The organism is Streptomyces sp. NPDC047108, from assembly GCF_040643575.1.
Taxonomy (GTDB): Bacteria; Actinomycetota; Actinomycetes; order Streptomycetales; family Streptomycetaceae; genus Streptomyces.
Genome location: NZ_JBEYUP010000021.1, coordinates 61,054 through 77,383, shown reverse-complemented (window position 1 = coordinate 77,383; position 16,330 = coordinate 61,054). Strand labels below are relative to the sequence as shown.

The 16,330-nt window shown below is 71.6% G+C and carries 13 protein-coding genes and 1 pseudogene; 9 read left to right on the top strand and 5 right to left on the bottom strand.

Annotated elements, in window-relative coordinates; genetic code table 11:
- Positions 1-35 precede the first annotated feature (35 nt).
- Positions 36-878 carry a glycoside hydrolase family 16 protein gene (locus ABZ822_RS28025; protein ID WP_360860133.1) on the bottom strand — a complete coding sequence of 281 codons (843 nt, stop codon included), beginning with the start codon at positions 876-878 and terminating at the stop codon, positions 36-38.
- Between the two features lie 397 nt (positions 879-1,275).
- Here ABZ822_RS28025 and ABZ822_RS28020 point away from each other — a divergent pair, with 397 nt between their 5' ends.
- A complete protein-coding gene (locus tag ABZ822_RS28020) occupies positions 1,276-1,725 on the top strand; it encodes a hypothetical protein (RefSeq protein WP_360860130.1) in 450 nt (149 codons plus the stop codon).
- Positions 1,726-1,966: 241 nt separating this feature from the next.
- Positions 1,967-4,807, top strand: a complete 2,841-nt coding sequence (locus ABZ822_RS28015) for an MMPL family transporter (RefSeq protein WP_360860128.1) — start codon at positions 1,967-1,969, stop codon at positions 4,805-4,807.
- 146 nt (positions 4,808-4,953) lie between these two features.
- On the opposite strand, the pseudogene ABZ822_RS28010 reads toward ABZ822_RS28015, so the two are convergent.
- Positions 4,954-5,235, bottom strand: a pseudogene (locus tag ABZ822_RS28010) (DUF6228 family protein).
- Positions 5,236-5,338: 103 nt separating this feature from the next.
- Between ABZ822_RS28010 and ABZ822_RS28005 the strand changes: the two are divergent.
- A complete protein-coding gene (locus tag ABZ822_RS28005; protein ID WP_360860125.1) occupies positions 5,339-6,079 on the top strand; it encodes an alpha/beta hydrolase in 741 nt (246 codons plus the stop codon).
- A 102-nt stretch (positions 6,080-6,181) separates the two neighbouring features.
- On the opposite strand, the gene bla is transcribed toward ABZ822_RS28005, so the two are convergent.
- On the bottom strand, positions 6,182-7,141 hold the full coding sequence (gene bla / locus ABZ822_RS28000; RefSeq protein WP_360860204.1) for a class A beta-lactamase: 960 nt from the start codon (positions 7,139-7,141) through the stop codon (positions 6,182-6,184).
- Positions 7,142-7,315: 174 nt separating this feature from the next.
- Between bla and ABZ822_RS27995 the strand changes: the two genes are divergently transcribed.
- The 3 genes from ABZ822_RS27995 to ABZ822_RS27985 all read left to right on the top strand — a co-directional run bounded on the left by ABZ822_RS27995 (position 7,316) and on the right by ABZ822_RS27985 (position 9,328).
- Positions 7,316-8,224, top strand: a complete 909-nt coding sequence (locus ABZ822_RS27995; RefSeq protein ID WP_360860122.1) for a LysR family transcriptional regulator — start codon at positions 7,316-7,318, stop codon at positions 8,222-8,224.
- A complete protein-coding gene (locus ABZ822_RS27990; RefSeq protein ID WP_360860119.1) occupies positions 8,214-9,116 on the top strand; it encodes a serine hydrolase in 903 nt (300 codons plus the stop codon). Before ABZ822_RS27995 ends, ABZ822_RS27990 begins: the two co-directional genes overlap by 11 nt.
- 65 nt (positions 9,117-9,181) lie before the next feature.
- Positions 9,182-9,328, top strand: coding sequence for a hypothetical protein (locus tag ABZ822_RS27985; protein WP_360860116.1), 147 nt, complete (start codon positions 9,182-9,184; stop codon positions 9,326-9,328).
- 47 nt (positions 9,329-9,375) lie between these two features.
- Here ABZ822_RS27985 and ABZ822_RS27980 read toward each other — a convergent pair whose 3' ends face one another.
- On the bottom strand, positions 9,376-10,800 hold the full coding sequence (locus ABZ822_RS27980) for an SPFH domain-containing protein (RefSeq protein WP_360860113.1): 1,425 nt from the start codon (positions 10,798-10,800) through the stop codon (positions 9,376-9,378).
- 159 nt (positions 10,801-10,959) lie between these two features.
- The gene (locus tag ABZ822_RS27975; RefSeq protein WP_360860110.1) at positions 10,960-11,463 is read right to left on the bottom strand and encodes a hypothetical protein; all 504 of its coding nucleotides are present in this window, start codon (positions 11,461-11,463) and stop codon (positions 10,960-10,962) included.
- Positions 11,464-11,907: 444 nt separating this feature from the next.
- Here ABZ822_RS27975 and ABZ822_RS27970 point away from each other — a divergent pair, with 444 nt between their 5' ends.
- From ABZ822_RS27970 to ABZ822_RS27960, 3 genes are all read left to right on the top strand, one after another.
- Positions 11,908-13,095 carry a pyruvate carboxyltransferase gene (locus ABZ822_RS27970; RefSeq protein WP_360860107.1) on the top strand — a complete coding sequence of 396 codons (1,188 nt, stop codon included), beginning with the start codon at positions 11,908-11,910 and terminating at the stop codon, positions 13,093-13,095.
- An 85-nt stretch (positions 13,096-13,180) separates the two neighbouring features.
- Positions 13,181-15,115, top strand: a complete 1,935-nt coding sequence (locus ABZ822_RS27965) for an FAD/NAD(P)-binding protein (protein WP_360860104.1) — start codon at positions 13,181-13,183, stop codon at positions 15,113-15,115.
- Positions 15,112-16,284 carry a pyridoxal phosphate-dependent aminotransferase gene (locus ABZ822_RS27960; RefSeq protein WP_360860101.1) on the top strand — a complete coding sequence of 391 codons (1,173 nt, stop codon included), beginning with the start codon at positions 15,112-15,114 and terminating at the stop codon, positions 16,282-16,284. The genes ABZ822_RS27965 and ABZ822_RS27960 overlap by 4 nt, the downstream gene beginning before the upstream one ends.
- Positions 16,285-16,330 lie beyond the last annotated feature (46 nt).

The window sequence follows — 16,330 nt, the reverse complement described above, 5'->3', positions numbered from 1 at the left end:
TCGTCGGTCGGGGCGGCGAGAGCGAATGGTGGGTGTCAGCCCGAGGGCCCCGGGGTGTGCCGTCGTGCCGGGCGGTAGCCGCGGACGTAGTCGACCGTGAACTCCTTCGGGTAGGGGCGGGCCGGCGCGGGGGCGCTGGGGTCGTCGGGGAACTCGTAGATGTTGAGCATGAACTGCATCGGGTAGTCCGGTGCCTGCTCCACGACCTTGACCAGCTGGTGGTCCACGAAGAACGCCACGTGCTCCGCCGTCCACTCCGCGGCGTAGACGTGGAACTCACGCGCGTCCACGGCCACGCTCTCCGCGGCGAACTCCTCGCGGACCGCGGGATCGGTCCAGGGGTGCAGGCCCATGCCGACGGCCGCCCGGCCCGGCTTCACGTCCCGGCCGAAGATCTCGCAGATGCAGATCTCCGCCGAACGCTCGGGCGTGTCCTCGTAGCCGATCATCCACAGGGCCACCATGCACCGCGGGTCGTCGATCGCCTTGGCGCGCATCTCGAACAGGCCGTGGTGCGGCGTGTAGAGGCGGACGTCGTCCTGCTCCTCGCGGACGGCGAGCCCGGGCCTGAAGCGGAGCTGCCCGACGTTGCTGCCGAGCGGACCGGAGAACAGCCCGGTCTGGAGGGAGGAGACGCGGATGCCGCCGTCGAACTCGGGTGACCAGGGCTGCTGGTCCTCCTCGATCAGCAGCCGGAGCGTGCCGTCCCCGATGCGGTAGCGGGCGGCCGTGGCCTCGCGGGAGCTCCAGTGGGGCAGGTAGTACGGCAGCCAGCGGGACTCGTCCAGGGTGTCGCCGTCGAAGGTGTCCTCGAACTCCAGCACGTAGCCGTCCTTGGTGACCGGATCGACGACGCGCCGGGCTGGGCGCTCGGCCATGGAACCGCCTTCCAGGGAACCCCCTCGGGACCGGCGACTCTACTCTCCGGACGGGACGGGGCCGCAGGATCCGGCGCGCGCACCGGTCCCCGTCGTGTCCGTCGCCGAGTTCCGGTCGCCGAGTTCCCTTCGCCGCGCCCCGACGCGTACCGGCGGGCACCGGTTCTCCAATGGCGTACGGGCACACCCCGGGCGCGTCGGGCGGCGGGTTCGGGCGCCGATACCCGTGCCCCGGTCATCTACGGGAAGGCATCGGAGGACGAACCCGTCGCGGGCGGAACCCCTCGCCGGCGGCGGCGTCTCTTGAAGGGCAGAGGCCGATCAGGGCCGCTGTCACACCACGTGGCGCAGTCCCGGGACACGACCCGGGGGACGGACCCGGCGGAGAGGGAGAACGATGACGAGCGCAGCAGGACGGACCGAGCGCCCGAGGGAAGTGGAGACGGCCTTCATGCTGTCGGTCGCGGCGATGGCCGTCCAGGTGGTGACGTGGATGCTGGACGTGTTCGTCATCGCGCCCACGGGACTGGAACAGATGCGCGACGCGGACGGGGAGCGCGGGGCCCTGCTGCAGGTCGCCCTCTCCGGCGGCGCGACGGTGGTCGTCACCGGGCTGTGGCTGTACTTCGCCGTCATGATGCGGGCGGGCCGCAACTGGGCGCGGATCGTGCTCACGGTCGGCGGCGCCCTGAGCCTGTTCCTCCTCATGAACAGCCTCAGCATGAGCGGCTTCGCACGCGAGGAGATGCTCCGGATCGCCCCGGACCTGCTCGCCACGGCGGCCATCGTTCTGATGTTCCTGCCGGCGTCACGGGCGTACTTCTCCCCCGCCCCGCGGACCGCGTAGGCGCCCACCGGCCGTGGTCCCCGTCCCTCGCCCTTCGCGGGCAGGGGGCGGGGACCACGGCGTTTCCGCACGCCCGCAGCATCGTCCGGGCGTTTTCCCCTCTCCCGAGGGTGTATCCAGCACCACCGCGAGAAGTCGCCTTCCGCCTCCGCGAAGGTGTGCCTCGGCGGCTGGGAGCGAACGTGGCCGATTTCTAACGTCGGGCCCTGACGTTTTCGCATCTCAACCCCGGAGAAACACCATGAGGCACAACCTCGCGGCCCGGCTCGGCATGTGGAGTTCACGCCACCGGAAATCCGCGATCATCGGCTGGCTGCTCTTCGTCGTCCTCGCCGCCGGACTCGGCGGCATGTCCGGACTGAACGTGATGACGCCCTCGGAAGAGGGGGCGGGGGACTCCGCGCGCGCCACCAGAATTCTCGAGGACGCCGGTTTGGAGAAGCCGGCCGGCGAGATGGTGATGGTGACGAGCGGCGCGTCCGGCGGCTGGAAGAGCGCGGCGCGGGATCTTTCCAACGCATTGCGCGACACCGGCGAAGTTCAGCGCCTTCAGCCGCCGACGCGCTCCGAGGACGGCAAGTCGGCCTTGATCAGTTTTGAGATGAAGGGGGATGCAGAGACCGCCGGGGACCGGGTGCAGCCCGTGCTGGACGCGGTCGACAAGGCCGAGTCCAGGCATGGCGGCGTCACGTTCCGCCAGTTCGGCAGCGCCAGCTCCGACAAGGCGTTCGGGGATCTGCTGGCCGAGGACTTCTTCGCCGCCGAGGTCACCGCTGTGCCCTTGGCCCTCGGGATCCTGCTGGTCGCCTTCGGGGCGGTGGTCGCGGCCCTGCTGCCCGTGTCCCTGGCGCTGACCGCCTGCGCGGCGGCGTTCGGTCTGATGTCGCTCGCCAGCAAGGCGGTGCCGCTGAGCGAGACGACGTATTCCGTGATGTTCCTGATGGGGCTGGCCGTCGGTGTCGACTACTGCCTGTTCTATCTGCGGCGTGAGCGCGACGAGCGAGCGCTGGGTCGCACCCCGGAGACCGCCCTGCGGATCGCCGCGGCCACGTCGGGCCGCGCGGTACTCATCTCGGGGCTGAGCGTCATGGTGGCGATGGCCGGCCTGTTCCTGTCCGGGATGATGCTCTTCTACGGATTCGCCGTCGTGACCATCATCGTGGTCCTCATCGCCATGCTCGGCTCCGTGACCGTCCTGCCCGCCCTGATGTCGTGGCTCGGTGACCGGATCGAGAAGGGGCGCCTCCCCTTCATGGGGCGTCGCCGCAAGCGCGCGCCGAGCCCTGACTCGGGCGGCCGCTTCGCCGGCAAGCTCGTTCGTCCCGTCCTCACACACCCCAAGCTGTTCGCCTTCGCCGCTGGGGCGCTGCTCCTGGTCCTGGCCGCGCCGGCCGTCGGCATGAAGACCGAGCAGCTGTCCGTACCCCAGCAACTCGGCAAGGACTCCCCGCTGGGTTCGGCCAGCCTGGAGATCGCCAAGACCTTCCCCGGCGGGCCCTCCCCCGCAGAGATCGTCGTCGAGGCCGACGACATCGGCTCACCGAAGGTACGGGCCGCGTTCGCGGAGTTCCGTGACAAGGCCGCGGCGTCGGGTGAGTTCGGTAAGACCGTCGAGATCACGGTGCACAAGAAGGAGAACGTCGCCGAGATCGAGGTACCACTGGCGGGCGACGGCAGGGACAAGACCTCACGGCACGCCCTGGAGACACTGCGCGAGGACCTCGTCCCCGACACGATCGAACCGGCGGTGGAGAAGGCCTACGTCACCGGCGAGCTCGCCCAGTCGGTCGACTCCAGCGAGCAGTTGGAGGGCGGCATTCTGCCGGTCGTCACCTTCATCGCGGTCGTGACGTTCCTCATCATGCTGTTCTGCTTCCGCTCGATCGTCATCGCGGTCACCTCGATCGCGCTGAACCTGCTGTCCGTAGCAGCCTCGTACGGCGTGATGGTCGCGGTCTTCCAGCACGGCTGGGGCGACGAGCTGTTCGCCACCGAAGCGGCCGGGGCCATCGAGCACTGGATGCCCCTGTTCGTCCTCGTGATCCTCTTCGGCCTCTCGATGGACTACCACGTCTTCGTGGTCTCCCGGATCCGCGAGGCCCGCGACCGCGGGCAGTCCACCGCGAACGCGATCGCCGAGGGCATCCGCTCGACCGCCGGTGCCGTCACCAGCGCCGCGATCATCATGGTGGCCGTGTTCGCCGTGTTCGCGACCCTCTCGATGCAGGACTTCAAGCAGCTCGGTGTGGGACTCGCGGTCGCCGTCCTGCTGGATGCCACGGTCGTACGGATGGTGCTTCTGCCGTCGCTCATGGCCCTGATGGGCGAGCGCAACTGGACGGTGCCGCGCTGGCTCGACTGGCTGCCGCAGATCTCCCACGGCGAGGAGGCCGAGCCCGCGCTCGCGGGTGCGCCCGCGGCGACCGCGCCGGTCGCGGCCGCCACGGTCGCGTCCGCCGGGGCAGCAGGTCCGGGAGCGCCCGTGGCCGACCGCTTCGCCCTGTCCGAGGGTGGCTGGGAGGGCCCGGGCCACGGCTCGGGCGGACCGACGGCCACGGCGACGGCCACGGCGACCGGATACGCCGAACCGCCGCAGGACTCCTGGGCACCGCCCCGGCAGTTCCCGGAGCCGACGCGTGACGTGCCTGCCGCACCGGATGTGCCGACGCGCCACCTCTCCGTTCCGCAGCAGGAAACGGCGTACGGATCCCGGGACGGCGTACCTCCGCATCAGGGTCGGTACGGCGGTCCCGGGCCCGAATGGACGACGGGGAACGGGAGCGAGCACGGGCACGCCGACCGAGACCCGTACGCTCCGAGCGTGCCGCAAGCCACCGGCCGCAGGGGACGCATCGCCCCCAACGGCCTGCCGTACTCCCGCAAGTCGAGGCGGGTGGCCGGAGTGCTCCAGCTCCTGCTGGGCTTCCTGGGCGTGGGCCGGTTCTACACCGGACACATCTGGACGGGAATCGCGATGCTGCTCACCGCGGGCGGCGGCATGATCTGGGCGCTGATCGACGGGATCCTGTACTTCGCCAAGAGCGACCGCACCGACAAGAAGGGACGGATACTGCGCGGCTGATACCGCCGGGCTGAGCGAAGACGTCGATGCCGCGGCGCCTGCGGGCGCCGCGGCATCAGTCTGCCGGGGCACCCCATGAGGAGCTTGGCTTCGCCTCCGGCATGACGTGCTGTTCGGCGTGGGCGGCCAACCGGTCAACCCTCCCTTCACGCCAGTGGTTCGGACTCCAGGAAGCTGCGCATCTCCGTGGCGAGATTGCGCATGTCCTCTCCAGGAGCGTGATCGGTCCTCGCCTCGAAATGCCACTCGTCACCGGGGGGTCGGTCGTGCAGCCCCCAGGTCTACGTGACGCGTGACCCCGCATGCTCAGCGGAGACCGCCAGGTCCCGTTCCATTGACCGCCAAGTCCGGGCACCGGTCCACCCGCGGAACTCTTCCGCGAGCTCAGCCAAGAACGCGTCAAGGCCGTCACCTCCGTGCCAACGCATTCGTACGGTCAGTCAGCCCTGGTGAGGGCGCCCTCACGCACGTTGGTCTCCCGCACGGGTCGGTAGAGTCTCCCTGGAAGATCACGTGAACCAGGGGGAGTTCATGACCACGGCCCAGCCCGGATCACCGCCGCCCATCGTCCTCGTCCACGGGACACGATTCAGCGCGGCCCAGTGGAGTCCGCAACTCGCCTCGCTGGAGCGGGACTTCCCCGTCGCCGCCGTCGATCTGCCGGGCCACGGCAGCCGGTCCGCCCAGCCGTGGAGCCTCGGCGCGGCGACCGAGACGGTGGCCGCCGCGGTGGACTCGCTGGGGCGCGGGCCCGCGCTCGTCGTCGGGCACTCGCTCGGCGGGTACGTGGCGCTGGAGTTCGCTCGACGTCACCCGGAGCGGCTGCGCGGTCTGGTCCTCGCCGGGGCGAGTGCCGCGACGAAAGGTCCGTGGGCGATGCCGTACCGGTGGGTGGCCGGGCTCGTCCCCCGCGTTCCGCAAGCGCGGTTGACCCGGTGGAACGACCGGTTTCTGCGACGGCTCTACCCACCGGAGGTGGTGGAGGCGACCATCCGCTTCGGCTACGCGTTCCACACCCTGCCCGTCGCGTGGGGCGAGGTGCTGGGGCGTTTCGATGCGAGCGCGATGCGTCATGTCGCTGCCCCCGTGCTGATCCTGAACGGCGAGAAGGACTCCGTCTTCCGGTCCGGAGAGCGGGAGTTCGCCCGGGCGCACCCGGACGCGCGGATCGAACTCATCCCACGGGCGCGGCACCTCGCGAACTTCGACGATCCGGAAGCCTTCGCCGACGCGGTCCGCCGCTTCGCCCGGCAGCTCGTCCCGGAGCGCTGACACCGGATCGCGTGACACCGGGTCGCGCTCACCCCTTCTCCCCCGCTTCTCCCCCGGCCTCGCCCCGACTCGTCCGCCCTTGCCGTACCGGCGCCCGCCGCCTCATCCGGCCGAGGCGCCACGCACCGCGTCGGCGACCACCGACGCGGCCTCCGCGACGAGGTCGTCCTGGTACTCGGCGTCCCGGGTGTCACGGCTCGTCAGGACCGCCATCACGACGGGCTTGCCGCCCGGGGGCGTCACCACGGCGATGTTGTTGCGCGTGCCGTACTCGCCTGCCCCGCTCTTGTCGGCGACGGTCCAGTCCTTCGGCACGCCGGCCCGGATCAGTGTGGATCCGGTCTTATTGGTCTTCATCCACCGCATGAGCAGGGCGCGTTCGTCCTTCTTCAGGCCGTCGCCGAGTGCGAAGGTCCGCAGGTCCTTGGCGAAGGCGCGCGGCGTGGTGGTGTCGCGCGGGTCGCCCGGGGTCGCCTCGTTGAGCTCCGTCTCGCGGCGGTCCATGTGCGTGACGTCGTCGCCGAGGTCTTCGAGGACGGCGTCGAGCGCCTTCGGGCCGCCGAGCGCGTCGAAGAGCAGATTCGCCGCGGTGTTGTCGCTGTAGCGGAGGGTCGCGGCGCACAGGTCGCGCAGGCTCATGCCGGTGCCGGTGTGCTTCTCGGTGACGGGCGAATGCGCGACCAGGTCGTCGCGGTCGTAGCGCATCACCTTGTCGAGGCCCTTCACGGAGTACTTGCGCAGGACCGCCCCCGCGGCCAGGGCCTTGAACGTGGAGGCGTACGCGAACCGTTCGTCCGCCCGGTAGGCGACCTCGCGCCCCGTACCGGTGTTGAGGGCGTAGACCCCGAGCCGGGCGTCGAATTTCCGCTCGAGCTTCTTGAACGCGGACGTGGAGGCGGCCGCGGACGCGCCGGTTCCCGGCGCCGCATCCGATGCGGCGGACGTCTTCCGGGGCGCCGCGGACGAGCCGGCGTCGGCGCCCTGGCCGCAGGCCGCGAGCGGGACGAGCGTGAGGGCGAGGGCCGTCCCGAGGGCGGCGCGACGGGCGATGCCGTTCTGCATGATCAACACGATCCGTTACCTCCGGGTCCGTACGCCCACCGGCGCACGGGTCGTCTCCTGGCGGGCCGCGTACGAGCGCGGCCCGCTGACCGGTGGCAACCCTCCCCTGCCTGGGCTTATGCGGTCCAAGACGTGAATGCGCGCTTCCATGCCGATTCGGCATACGCTGGGGAGGTGGATCTTGTCGCAGCGTGCCGGGCCTTCGTCCACGTGGGCGAGCGCGGCAGCTTCACCATCGGAGCGGCGGCGGCCCGGATGTCCCAGTCGGTCGCCAGCCGCCGTGTCGCCGCCCTGGAGAAGCACTTCGGGGAGCAGCTCTTCGAACGGACCCCGCGCCGGGCGGCCCTCACGCCGTTCGGCCGGGACATGCTGCCCGTGGCACGGCGGCTCGTCGGGCTGGCCGACGACCTCGAACGCGAGGCGGAGACCGCCAAGCGCAAGCCGCTGCGGCTCGCCGTTCCGGACACCTGCTCCACGGCCGCCCTCGCGCGCCTGGTCGCCGACGCCCGCGGCCACGGCATCTCGCTCGAACTGCGCGTCGCCCCGCCCGCCGAGCGGACGGAGCTGGTGCACACCCAGGAGGTCCGGGCGGCCCTGATCGCCGTACCACCCGACCAGGCGTCCTGGTCGGTGCCGCTGGGGCTCGCCGGTACGCACGCTCCGGAGGTGTCGCGCGTCTACGTCGAGACGCTGCGCGCGGGTCGCGCCGACCGGTCTCCGCCCCGCCGAATCTGGATCCAGCCGGAGGACGACGTGCCCCACATCAGGGACCGCATGACGCGCCTGGGCGACGCGGTGGGGCTGCGCCCCGCGCAACTCCGGGTCGCCACGAGCGTCCCGGCGGCCTCAGCCGAAGTGCTGTGCTCGCACGACGTCCTGCTGTGCTCGCCCCCGCAGGCCGGCGAACTCGGCTTGCACTGGCGGCCGATCGGTGAGACGAGCCCGGTACGGGGCTTCGCCGTCGCGGCGGCCGCTGCGGGCGACCCCGACCGGCTGCGGACGCGCCTGGGCGAGGAGATCGCCCGCTTCCTCGGGGCCTCCCCGGCGGCCGGAGAGGAGACGGAGGACGGTCGTGAGCGCTGAGAGGCTGGTGCGCGACCTGCGCCAGGAGCTGGCCGACGGGGGCCTGTCCGGCTCGTTCCTCGTACGGGATCTGGAGACGGGGGACGAACTGGGCATCGACCCGGACATCGAGTTCCCGTCCGCCTCCCTGGTCAAGGTGCCGCTCGCGCTCGCGACCCTGGAACGCATCCGCCGGGGCGAGCTGGACGGCGCGACGGCGCTCGAGGTGCAGCCCGGACTGATCACGACACCGGGCCCGACCGGGCTGACCCGGTTCCGCCACCCCGCCCGTATCGCCGTCGACGACCTGCTCTACCTGAGTACGTCCGTGAGCGACGGGACGGCGGCCGACGTCCTGTTCGACCTCACACCGCCCGCCCAGGTCGCTTCCGTGCTGGGCGAGTTGGGCCTGCGAGGTCTCTCCGTCCGCCACACGATGCGCGATCTGGTCGACACCCCGGCGGAACGACTGGACGCCGCAGAGGTGCACCTCGCGCACGCCATCGCGATCGACGCGGGGACCAGCGGCCGCGGGCACCGGCTGCCGCAACTCGACGTGACCCGCGCCAACACGGGCACCGCACGCGCCTTCGTCGACCTGCTCCAGGCTCTGTGGACGCCGTCGTCGATCGACGCGACGGTGGCCGAGCGGGTACGCGAACTCATGGCGGACAACGTGCTGCGACAGCGGCTCGCACCGGACTTCAGTTCCGACGCCTCGGCGTGGTCGTCGAAGACCGGCACGCTGCTGAACCTGCGGCACGAGATCGGCGTCGTCGAGCACGCCGACGGGCAGTCCTTCGCCGTCGCGGCCCTCACCGAGTCCCGGGTCCCCGCGAGCCACCAACCGGGCGCCGAAGCGCTGATGGGGCAGGTGGCCCGGAGACTGCGGGACCGGCTGCGGCAGCTCTGAACCCGCGCCGTTTCGCCTTGTCCGCGGGGGGCGGAACCGTCTGCTCTCGGCGGCACTCCGACCTGATGCATCGCGGGCACCTGGAGGATGCCGCCACGGTGATCGGCTCGGATTTCGTCCTCCGGATCGCCTGGGACGAGCGGCGGCGTCTCCAGGACCCCTCGCGCGATGAGGCGCTGTCCTGCGCAACGGAACGCCACACCGACGCGTGAGGCGGGCGGGCCTGTCACGGCCCGTCCGCCTCACGTGCCCCTGGCGTCTACGGCTGGGCGCCGATCCCGGCCGCCGCCCCGTTCTCACCGGGCTTCTGCACGACCTGCTTCTGCGCGATGCCCTGCAGCATCCCCGCCAGGTCGACTCCCGTGGTGGAGCTGAGGAGTTCCATGCCCTGCGCCACGTTGTCGGCGACGGTGCGGGGAAGCTTCCCGGCGCCGTCGGTGGAGATGACGGTCATTTTGTCCACGGCGGCCAGCGGTTCGGCGGCCTTGCCGACGACCTGGGGCAGCACCTCGACGAGCATCTGCAGGACGGCCGCGTCCCCGTACTGAGCGAACGCGTCGGCCTTCTTCCGCATGGCCTCGGCCTCCGCCGAGCCCTTGGCGGCGATCGCGGCGCCCTCCGCCTCGCCCTCGATGCGCGTCGCGTCGGCGAGCGCCGCGCGGTGGGCCTTCTCGCCCTCGCCGGTGAGGCGGGCACGCTGGGCCTCCGCCTCGGCCTCCTTGACGTGCGCGATGCGGCGGGCCTCCGCCTCCTGCTCCGCGCGGTAGCGGTCGGCGTCCGCCGGCTTGCGCACCTGGGTGTCGAGCTCCCGGTCGGTCAGCGCGGCCTGCCGCTCGGCGACCTTCTCCTGCTGGCTCAGGATCTCCTGCTGCCGGTCGGCCTCGGCGAGCGGTCCCGCGGCGGCGGCCCGTGCCGCGGCCTCGTCCGTCTCGGCCCGGATCTCCGCCTGCTTGAGCGCGAACGTGCGCTGCGCGACGGCGATTTCCTCCTCGGCCTTCAGCCGGGCCTGCTCCGACGCACGCCGGGCCACGGCCTCGGCGATGTCGGCCTCCTGCTTGGCGCGGGCGGCCTCGGGCCGTCCGAGGTCCTCCAGGTACGACCCCTCGGTGGCGATGTCCTGGATCTGGAAGGCGTCGAGCACCAGGCCCTGTCCCGACAGGCTCGCCTCGGCCTCCTCCGCGACCTGCCCGGCGAAGGCCGCACGGTCCCGGATGATGTCCTCGACCGACATCCGGCCGACGATCGAGCGCAGTGCGCCGGAGAGCACTTCCTGGGTGAAGCCGACGATGCCGTCCTGCTGCATGAGGAACCGCTGCGCAGCGGCCCGGATCGAGTCCTCGGTCCCGCCGACCTTCACGATCGCCACGCCCTCGAGGTTGGCCTTGACGCCGCGCAGGGTGACGGCGCCGCGGACGGCCACCGGGATGTGCCTGCTGGACAGGTCGAGCGTGAACCGCTGCTGCACGAACGGCACGACGAAGACGCCGCCGCCGACCACGACCTTCTGCCCGCTGTTGTCGGTGGACACCCGCCCGGTTTCGGGGTCGGTCGACGTCTTGCCTCTCCGGCCGGTGACGATGAACGCCTGGCTGGGCCCGGCGACCTTGTACCGGGTGACGACGGCGAGGGCGAGCAGCGCGGCGAGGACGACGATGCCCACCAGGGCAGCGAGAACTGGGCTCATGGCGAATCCCCTTGGGGTGAAGAAACGGTCGGTCACTGGGCCACAGGGCGGCGGGGCGGAAGGCTGCGGACGGCGGATCCCGTACGGCGCCTACGGCGGCTTACGGCTTACGGCTTACGGCTTACGGCTTACGGCTTACGGCTTACGGCTGACGGCTTGTCAGGGCTCGACGGGGCGCACCACGACGGACGTCGGGGACGGCATGGACTCGACCCACACCGCGGCACCACGAGCCACCGGCGCGGAGCTTCGCGCCGCGAACTTCGCGGGCTGGCCGCCGAGATGCACCAGCACCTCGCCGTAACCGTCGGCCGGGATTCCGGTCACCACCGTGCCCGGTCCCCCGACCAGGTCGTCGCCGCGGGGCACGACCGCCGTCCGCTCCGTCATCAGGCTCCGGCTGACCCTCCAGGTCACCCATCCTGCGCCGGCACCGGCCGCCGCCCCCACGCCGGTCGCCGCCACCGCCCCGAGACCGGTGGTCCCCAGGGTGATCGCGCCCGCGAAACCGAGCATCGACAGGAATCCGGCGATCACCGGCAGGGACAACAGCCCGTCGAATCCTCCCAGTCCGTCGAAGAGGCCCTCCAGCACGCCGTCGAGAAGCAGCGCGAGCACGAGGAGTACGAGTCCGGCAACACCGAAGCCGAGAAACCAGGCCACGCGAACTCACCTCCCATAGGGCTGATCTGCGAAGCCGATGCGATCGTCGCACGTCAGGCAAGTTCGGATCATTGCCAGGTTCCGGCAATCTTTACGCGTCCTTGATGCCGCATTCGCACGCCGGGCGGCCACACCCGGCCGGCGCCGCTCGACGCGCCACCGTTCGATCCCGCCCCACGCGCCACCGCTCGATCCCGCCCCACGCGCCACCGCTCGATCGATCGCCATCGGCCCGGCTCGATCGGCATCGGTCCCAGGAGGAGGCGGTGTGCGGACCTTGGCCTTTGGTGGACGCCGCTCCACCAAAGGCGCGGGAGTGATGCCGAGTGTGCGGTGCCGCGCCCGGCGCTCCTCCATCGGCTGATGCGGGCGGAGCCCGCCCTTGCCAAGGATCGGATCCGTTCGGCTGTGGAGTCCGAGCGCATCCCGGCCCTTGGGGGAGAAGTGAACGAGCACGCAACACCCCGTCGTATCTCCGTCTTCGACACGACGCTCCGCGACGGCGAACAGGCGCCGGGCAATGCGATGGATCCCGAGCAGAAGCTCGAACTGGCCCAGCTGATCGCGGGGTTGGGCGTGGACACGGTCGAGGCGGGTTTTCCGGCCTCCTCACCCAGCGACTTCCGGGCGACGCGGCTGATCGCGCAGCATCTGTCCGGCACCAAGTTCGCCACGTTCTCCCGCACCACCCGCAGGGACGTAGAGATCGCTGTCGAAGCCGGCGGCACCGACAACCATCAGGTGCAGATGGTGGCCACCGGCAGCCGGATCCACCTGACCCACAAGCGCGGCATCACCCGGCACGCGGCGGTGCAGGAGGTCGTGGACACGGTGAAGTTCGCAGTCTCCCTGGGCGTCAGCGACATCGCCGTCGGCATCGAGGACGCCAGCCGTGGCGAGGACGACCTGCTGCGCGCGCTGACCGAGGCGGCCGTGGACGCGGGCGCGACGTGCATCATCCTGGCCGACACGACCGGGTGCCACCTCCCTGAGGAGTTCGGCACGCTCATCGGCAAGATCCGCCGGTGGGCGCCGCCGCCCATCAAGGTCTCCACCCACTGCCACAACGACTTCGGCCTGGCCACCGCCAACACGCTGGCCGGTCTCGCGGCCGGCGCGGACGAGATCCAGGTCGCCCTGGGCGGCATCGGCGAGCGGGCCGGCAACACCTCGCTCGAGGAGGTCGCGGCTGCCCTCGCGTACAAGACCGAGCTGCTGGGGATGACGACCGGTGTCCGTCTGGAGGCCATGTACGCGGCGTACAACCGGCTGCGCGAGATCATCCGGATGGAGGTGCCCCGCAACAAGCCCATCTTCGGCACGTACGTCTTCGGCACCGCGGCGGGTATCCACCAGCAGGGCATGCTCAGCGACCCGAGCACCTACGAGTACGTCGAGCCGGCGCGGTTCGGCCGCGAACGCTCCCTTCTCATCGGGCGCCACTCCGGACGGACCGTGCTGCGCCACCTCATCGAACAGCTCGACATACAGGTCGACGACGCCGAGCTGGACGAGCTGTACCGCGTCCACATCGCCGAGCGCGAGAGGGGCGACTGCGAGGACCTGTCGGTCGTACGGGAGCGGCTCGCGCAGGAGCTCGGCATGCGCATGGCGGTGGCAGCGGCGCGATGACGTTGCGCTCCATCGACTCGCTGAACCTGCTCGGGAGTTCTGTGCACATCGTCGACCGCGAGGTCGGCGGGGAGAGGGCGGACGCATGAGTGCGACGCGCATCGCCGTGATCGGCGGCGGGCCCAGAGGGATGATGGTGCTCGAGCGGCTCGCCGCCCGCCTCTCGGAGCACCCGGGCCCCCTGGATGTCCGGCTGTTCCTGGTGGACGCGGTGGAGCCGGGGGCGGGCCAGGTCTACCGGACCGACCAGCCCGACTGGTTCCTGATGAACACCGTGGCGGGACAGTGCTCCGCGTACTCGGGCGAGCCCGACGGCGGCCCGGCGCGGGCCGGGGCCGGTCCGTCGTTCGGCGAGTGGTGGGAGTCCGTCGGGGACTACCCCGGCCCGGACAGCTACGCGCCGCGCGGGCAGTACGGCCGCTACCTGCGCGCGGTGCTCACCGCGGTGGAGGAATCCCTGCCGTCCGGCGTACGGCTGCGGTGCGTCAAGGAGCGGGTCGAGGACATCGCGCGCGTCGACGGCCGCTACAGGATCGCGCTGTCGGGCGGCGAGCAGCTGGACGTCGACCGGGTCGTCCTCACCACCGGACACTCCCGCAACCGGCTCACCGGCCGGGAGGACGGCCTCGCCGACTTCGCCCGGCAGCACCCGGAACTCCGTTACATCCAGGGCGAGTCGGCGGCCGACATGCCCCTGGACGCGATCGCGCCGGGCTCCGGCGTCGGCGTGATCGGGCTCGGCCTGTCCTTCTACGACGTGATGGCCGCCCTCACCATCGGACGGGGCGGCCGTTTCACCTCGCGCGAGGACGGCACTCTCGTCTACCGGCCCAGCGGCGAGGAACCGGTGATCGTCGCCGGTTCCCGCAGCGGGATGCCGCTGCCGGCCCGGGGCCGCAACCAGAAACCTCCCCGGTACTCCTACCGCCCGGTGCTGTTCACCCCCGAACGCGTCCGCGCCCAGCAGCCGCGCGGGCAGCTCGACTTCCTGCGTCATCTCTTCCCGTGGCTCATGGCCGAGATCGAGCTCGTGTACTACGGAACGGCGCTGCGGCGGGCGTTCGGAGGCGAGGTGGCGCAACGGTTCGGCGCACAGGTGGAGCGCGCCGCCGAGGCGGGCGTGCCGCCGGTGGAGGCCATCGCCGGGCGGCTGGGGCTGCGGGACGTTCCGCCGGTCGACCTCGACGCGCTCGCCCGGCCGTTCGCGCACCGGACGTTCACCGGTCCGGGAGACTTCGAGCGCGCGCTGCGCGAGGAGATCGAACAGGACCTCAGGTACGCGGCCGAGGGGAACGTCGACGCCCCGCTCAAGGCGGCGCTCGACGTCATGCGCGACACCCGCTGGGTCATCCGCGACCTGGTCGACTTCTCCGGGCTGACCGGGCGCTCACAGCGGGAGGACTTCCTCGGCTGGTACGTGCCCAGGGCCTCGTTCCTCGCGGCCGGGCCGCCGAGGGAGCGGCTCCAGCAGGTGCTCGCCCTGATCGACCAAGGCCTGCTGCGCATCGTCGGGCCGCGGACCCGCTTCGACGCCGGGCCGGAGGGGGGCTGCTTCGTGGTGTCCTCGCCCCAGGTCCCCGGTTCCGCGGTCCAGGTCCGGACACTGGTGGACGCCCGGATCCCCGAACCGGATCTGCGCCGGGACCTCAGCCCGCTCTCCGCGCGGCTGCGCGAGTCCGGCGCGTGGACGAGTTACGTCAACGACAGCGACGGCGCGCGCTACGACACCGGCGGGGTCGCGGTGACCCGCAGCCCGTACCATCCCGTGGACCGTGACAGCGGTGTCGACGAGGGCATGTACGTCCTCGGCATCCCCACCGAGCACACCCGGTGGTTCATGCAGGTCGGCAGCAGCCGACCGGGCATGTGGAGCGACTTCGTGCATGACGCCGACGCCATTGCGGCGCACGCGCTGCGTCCGGTGGCCCGGGCCGGGGTGCCCCGGGCTCGTACCCCCGAACTGGTCGGCCCGGGTGCCGAGACGGCAGGCGAGCGGTCGCCGGAGGTGAAGGCGGGATGAGCGTGCGCGTGGCACAGCGGTTCTCGGGTGTCGAGCGGTCCGCGACCGTCGCCCTGCTGGAGACGGTGCGGCGGCTGCGGCGCAGCGGTGTCGAGGTGCTGGACCTCAGTGGTGGCGAACCGGACTTCACCACGCCCGCTCCCGTCGTCGCGGAGGCCGTATCGGCGCTGCGGGACGGCGACACCCACTACACCCCGAGCCGGGGCGTCCCCGAACTCCTGCGGGCCGTCGCGGACAAGCTCGCCACCGAGAACGGCATCCGCGTGGATCCGGCTACGGGTGTCATCGTGACCCCGTCCGCCAAACAAGCGCTGTTCACGGCCCTGATGACCGTGCTCGACCCGGGGGACGAGGTCATCGTGCCCACTCCGGCGTGGGTGAGCTACCCGGCGATGGCGGGCCTGCTCGGCGCCCGCGCGGTGGCGGCCGAGCTCTGCGCCCGGGACGGGTTCCGGCTGTCCCGGCGGCTCCTGGAGGACCGGGTCACGGCCCGCACCCGGGCGCTGGTCGTGAACACCCCGGCCAACCCGACGGGGCACGTGCTGGACCGCGAAGAGGCCGAGGAGATCGTGGCGTTCGCCGTGGCACACGACCTCGTACTCGTCGTCGACGAAATCTACGAGAAGATCGTCTACGACGGCCGCAGCCACCTCAGCCTGGCGAGCCTGCCCGGCGCGGCGGACCGGACGATCACGGTCAACGGCTTCTCCAAGGCGTATGCGATGACGGGCTGGCGGCTCGGCTACCTGGCGGGCCCCGAGCCACTGATCTCCCATGCCCTCAAGGTCCAGGAACACACGGTGAGTTGCGCCGCGTCCTTCGTGCAGCGCGGGGGTGTGGCGGCACTGACCCGGACGGCCGACGACGTCGCGGCGATGATCGAGGAGTACACCGTGCGACGGGGAATGGCGGTCTCCGCGCTGAACGCGCTGCCCGGCGTCTCCTGCACCTCTCCCGAGGGCGCGTTCTACGCGTTCGCCGACGTACGGGACACGGGGCTCACGTCGGCAGCCTTCGCCCAGCGGCTCCTCGACGAGGCGGCCGTCACGGTGGCTCCGGGCTCGGCGTTCGGGGCGGGCGGCGAGGGGTACGTGCGGCTGTCGTTCGCGGCGTCCCGGGAGGTCCTGCAGAGCGCGATGGAGCGGCTGGCCCGGTGGGCGGCGAACTGATCGGAGGCGACACGGACCGACATGGACGAAAGGAGGGACGCCGCCC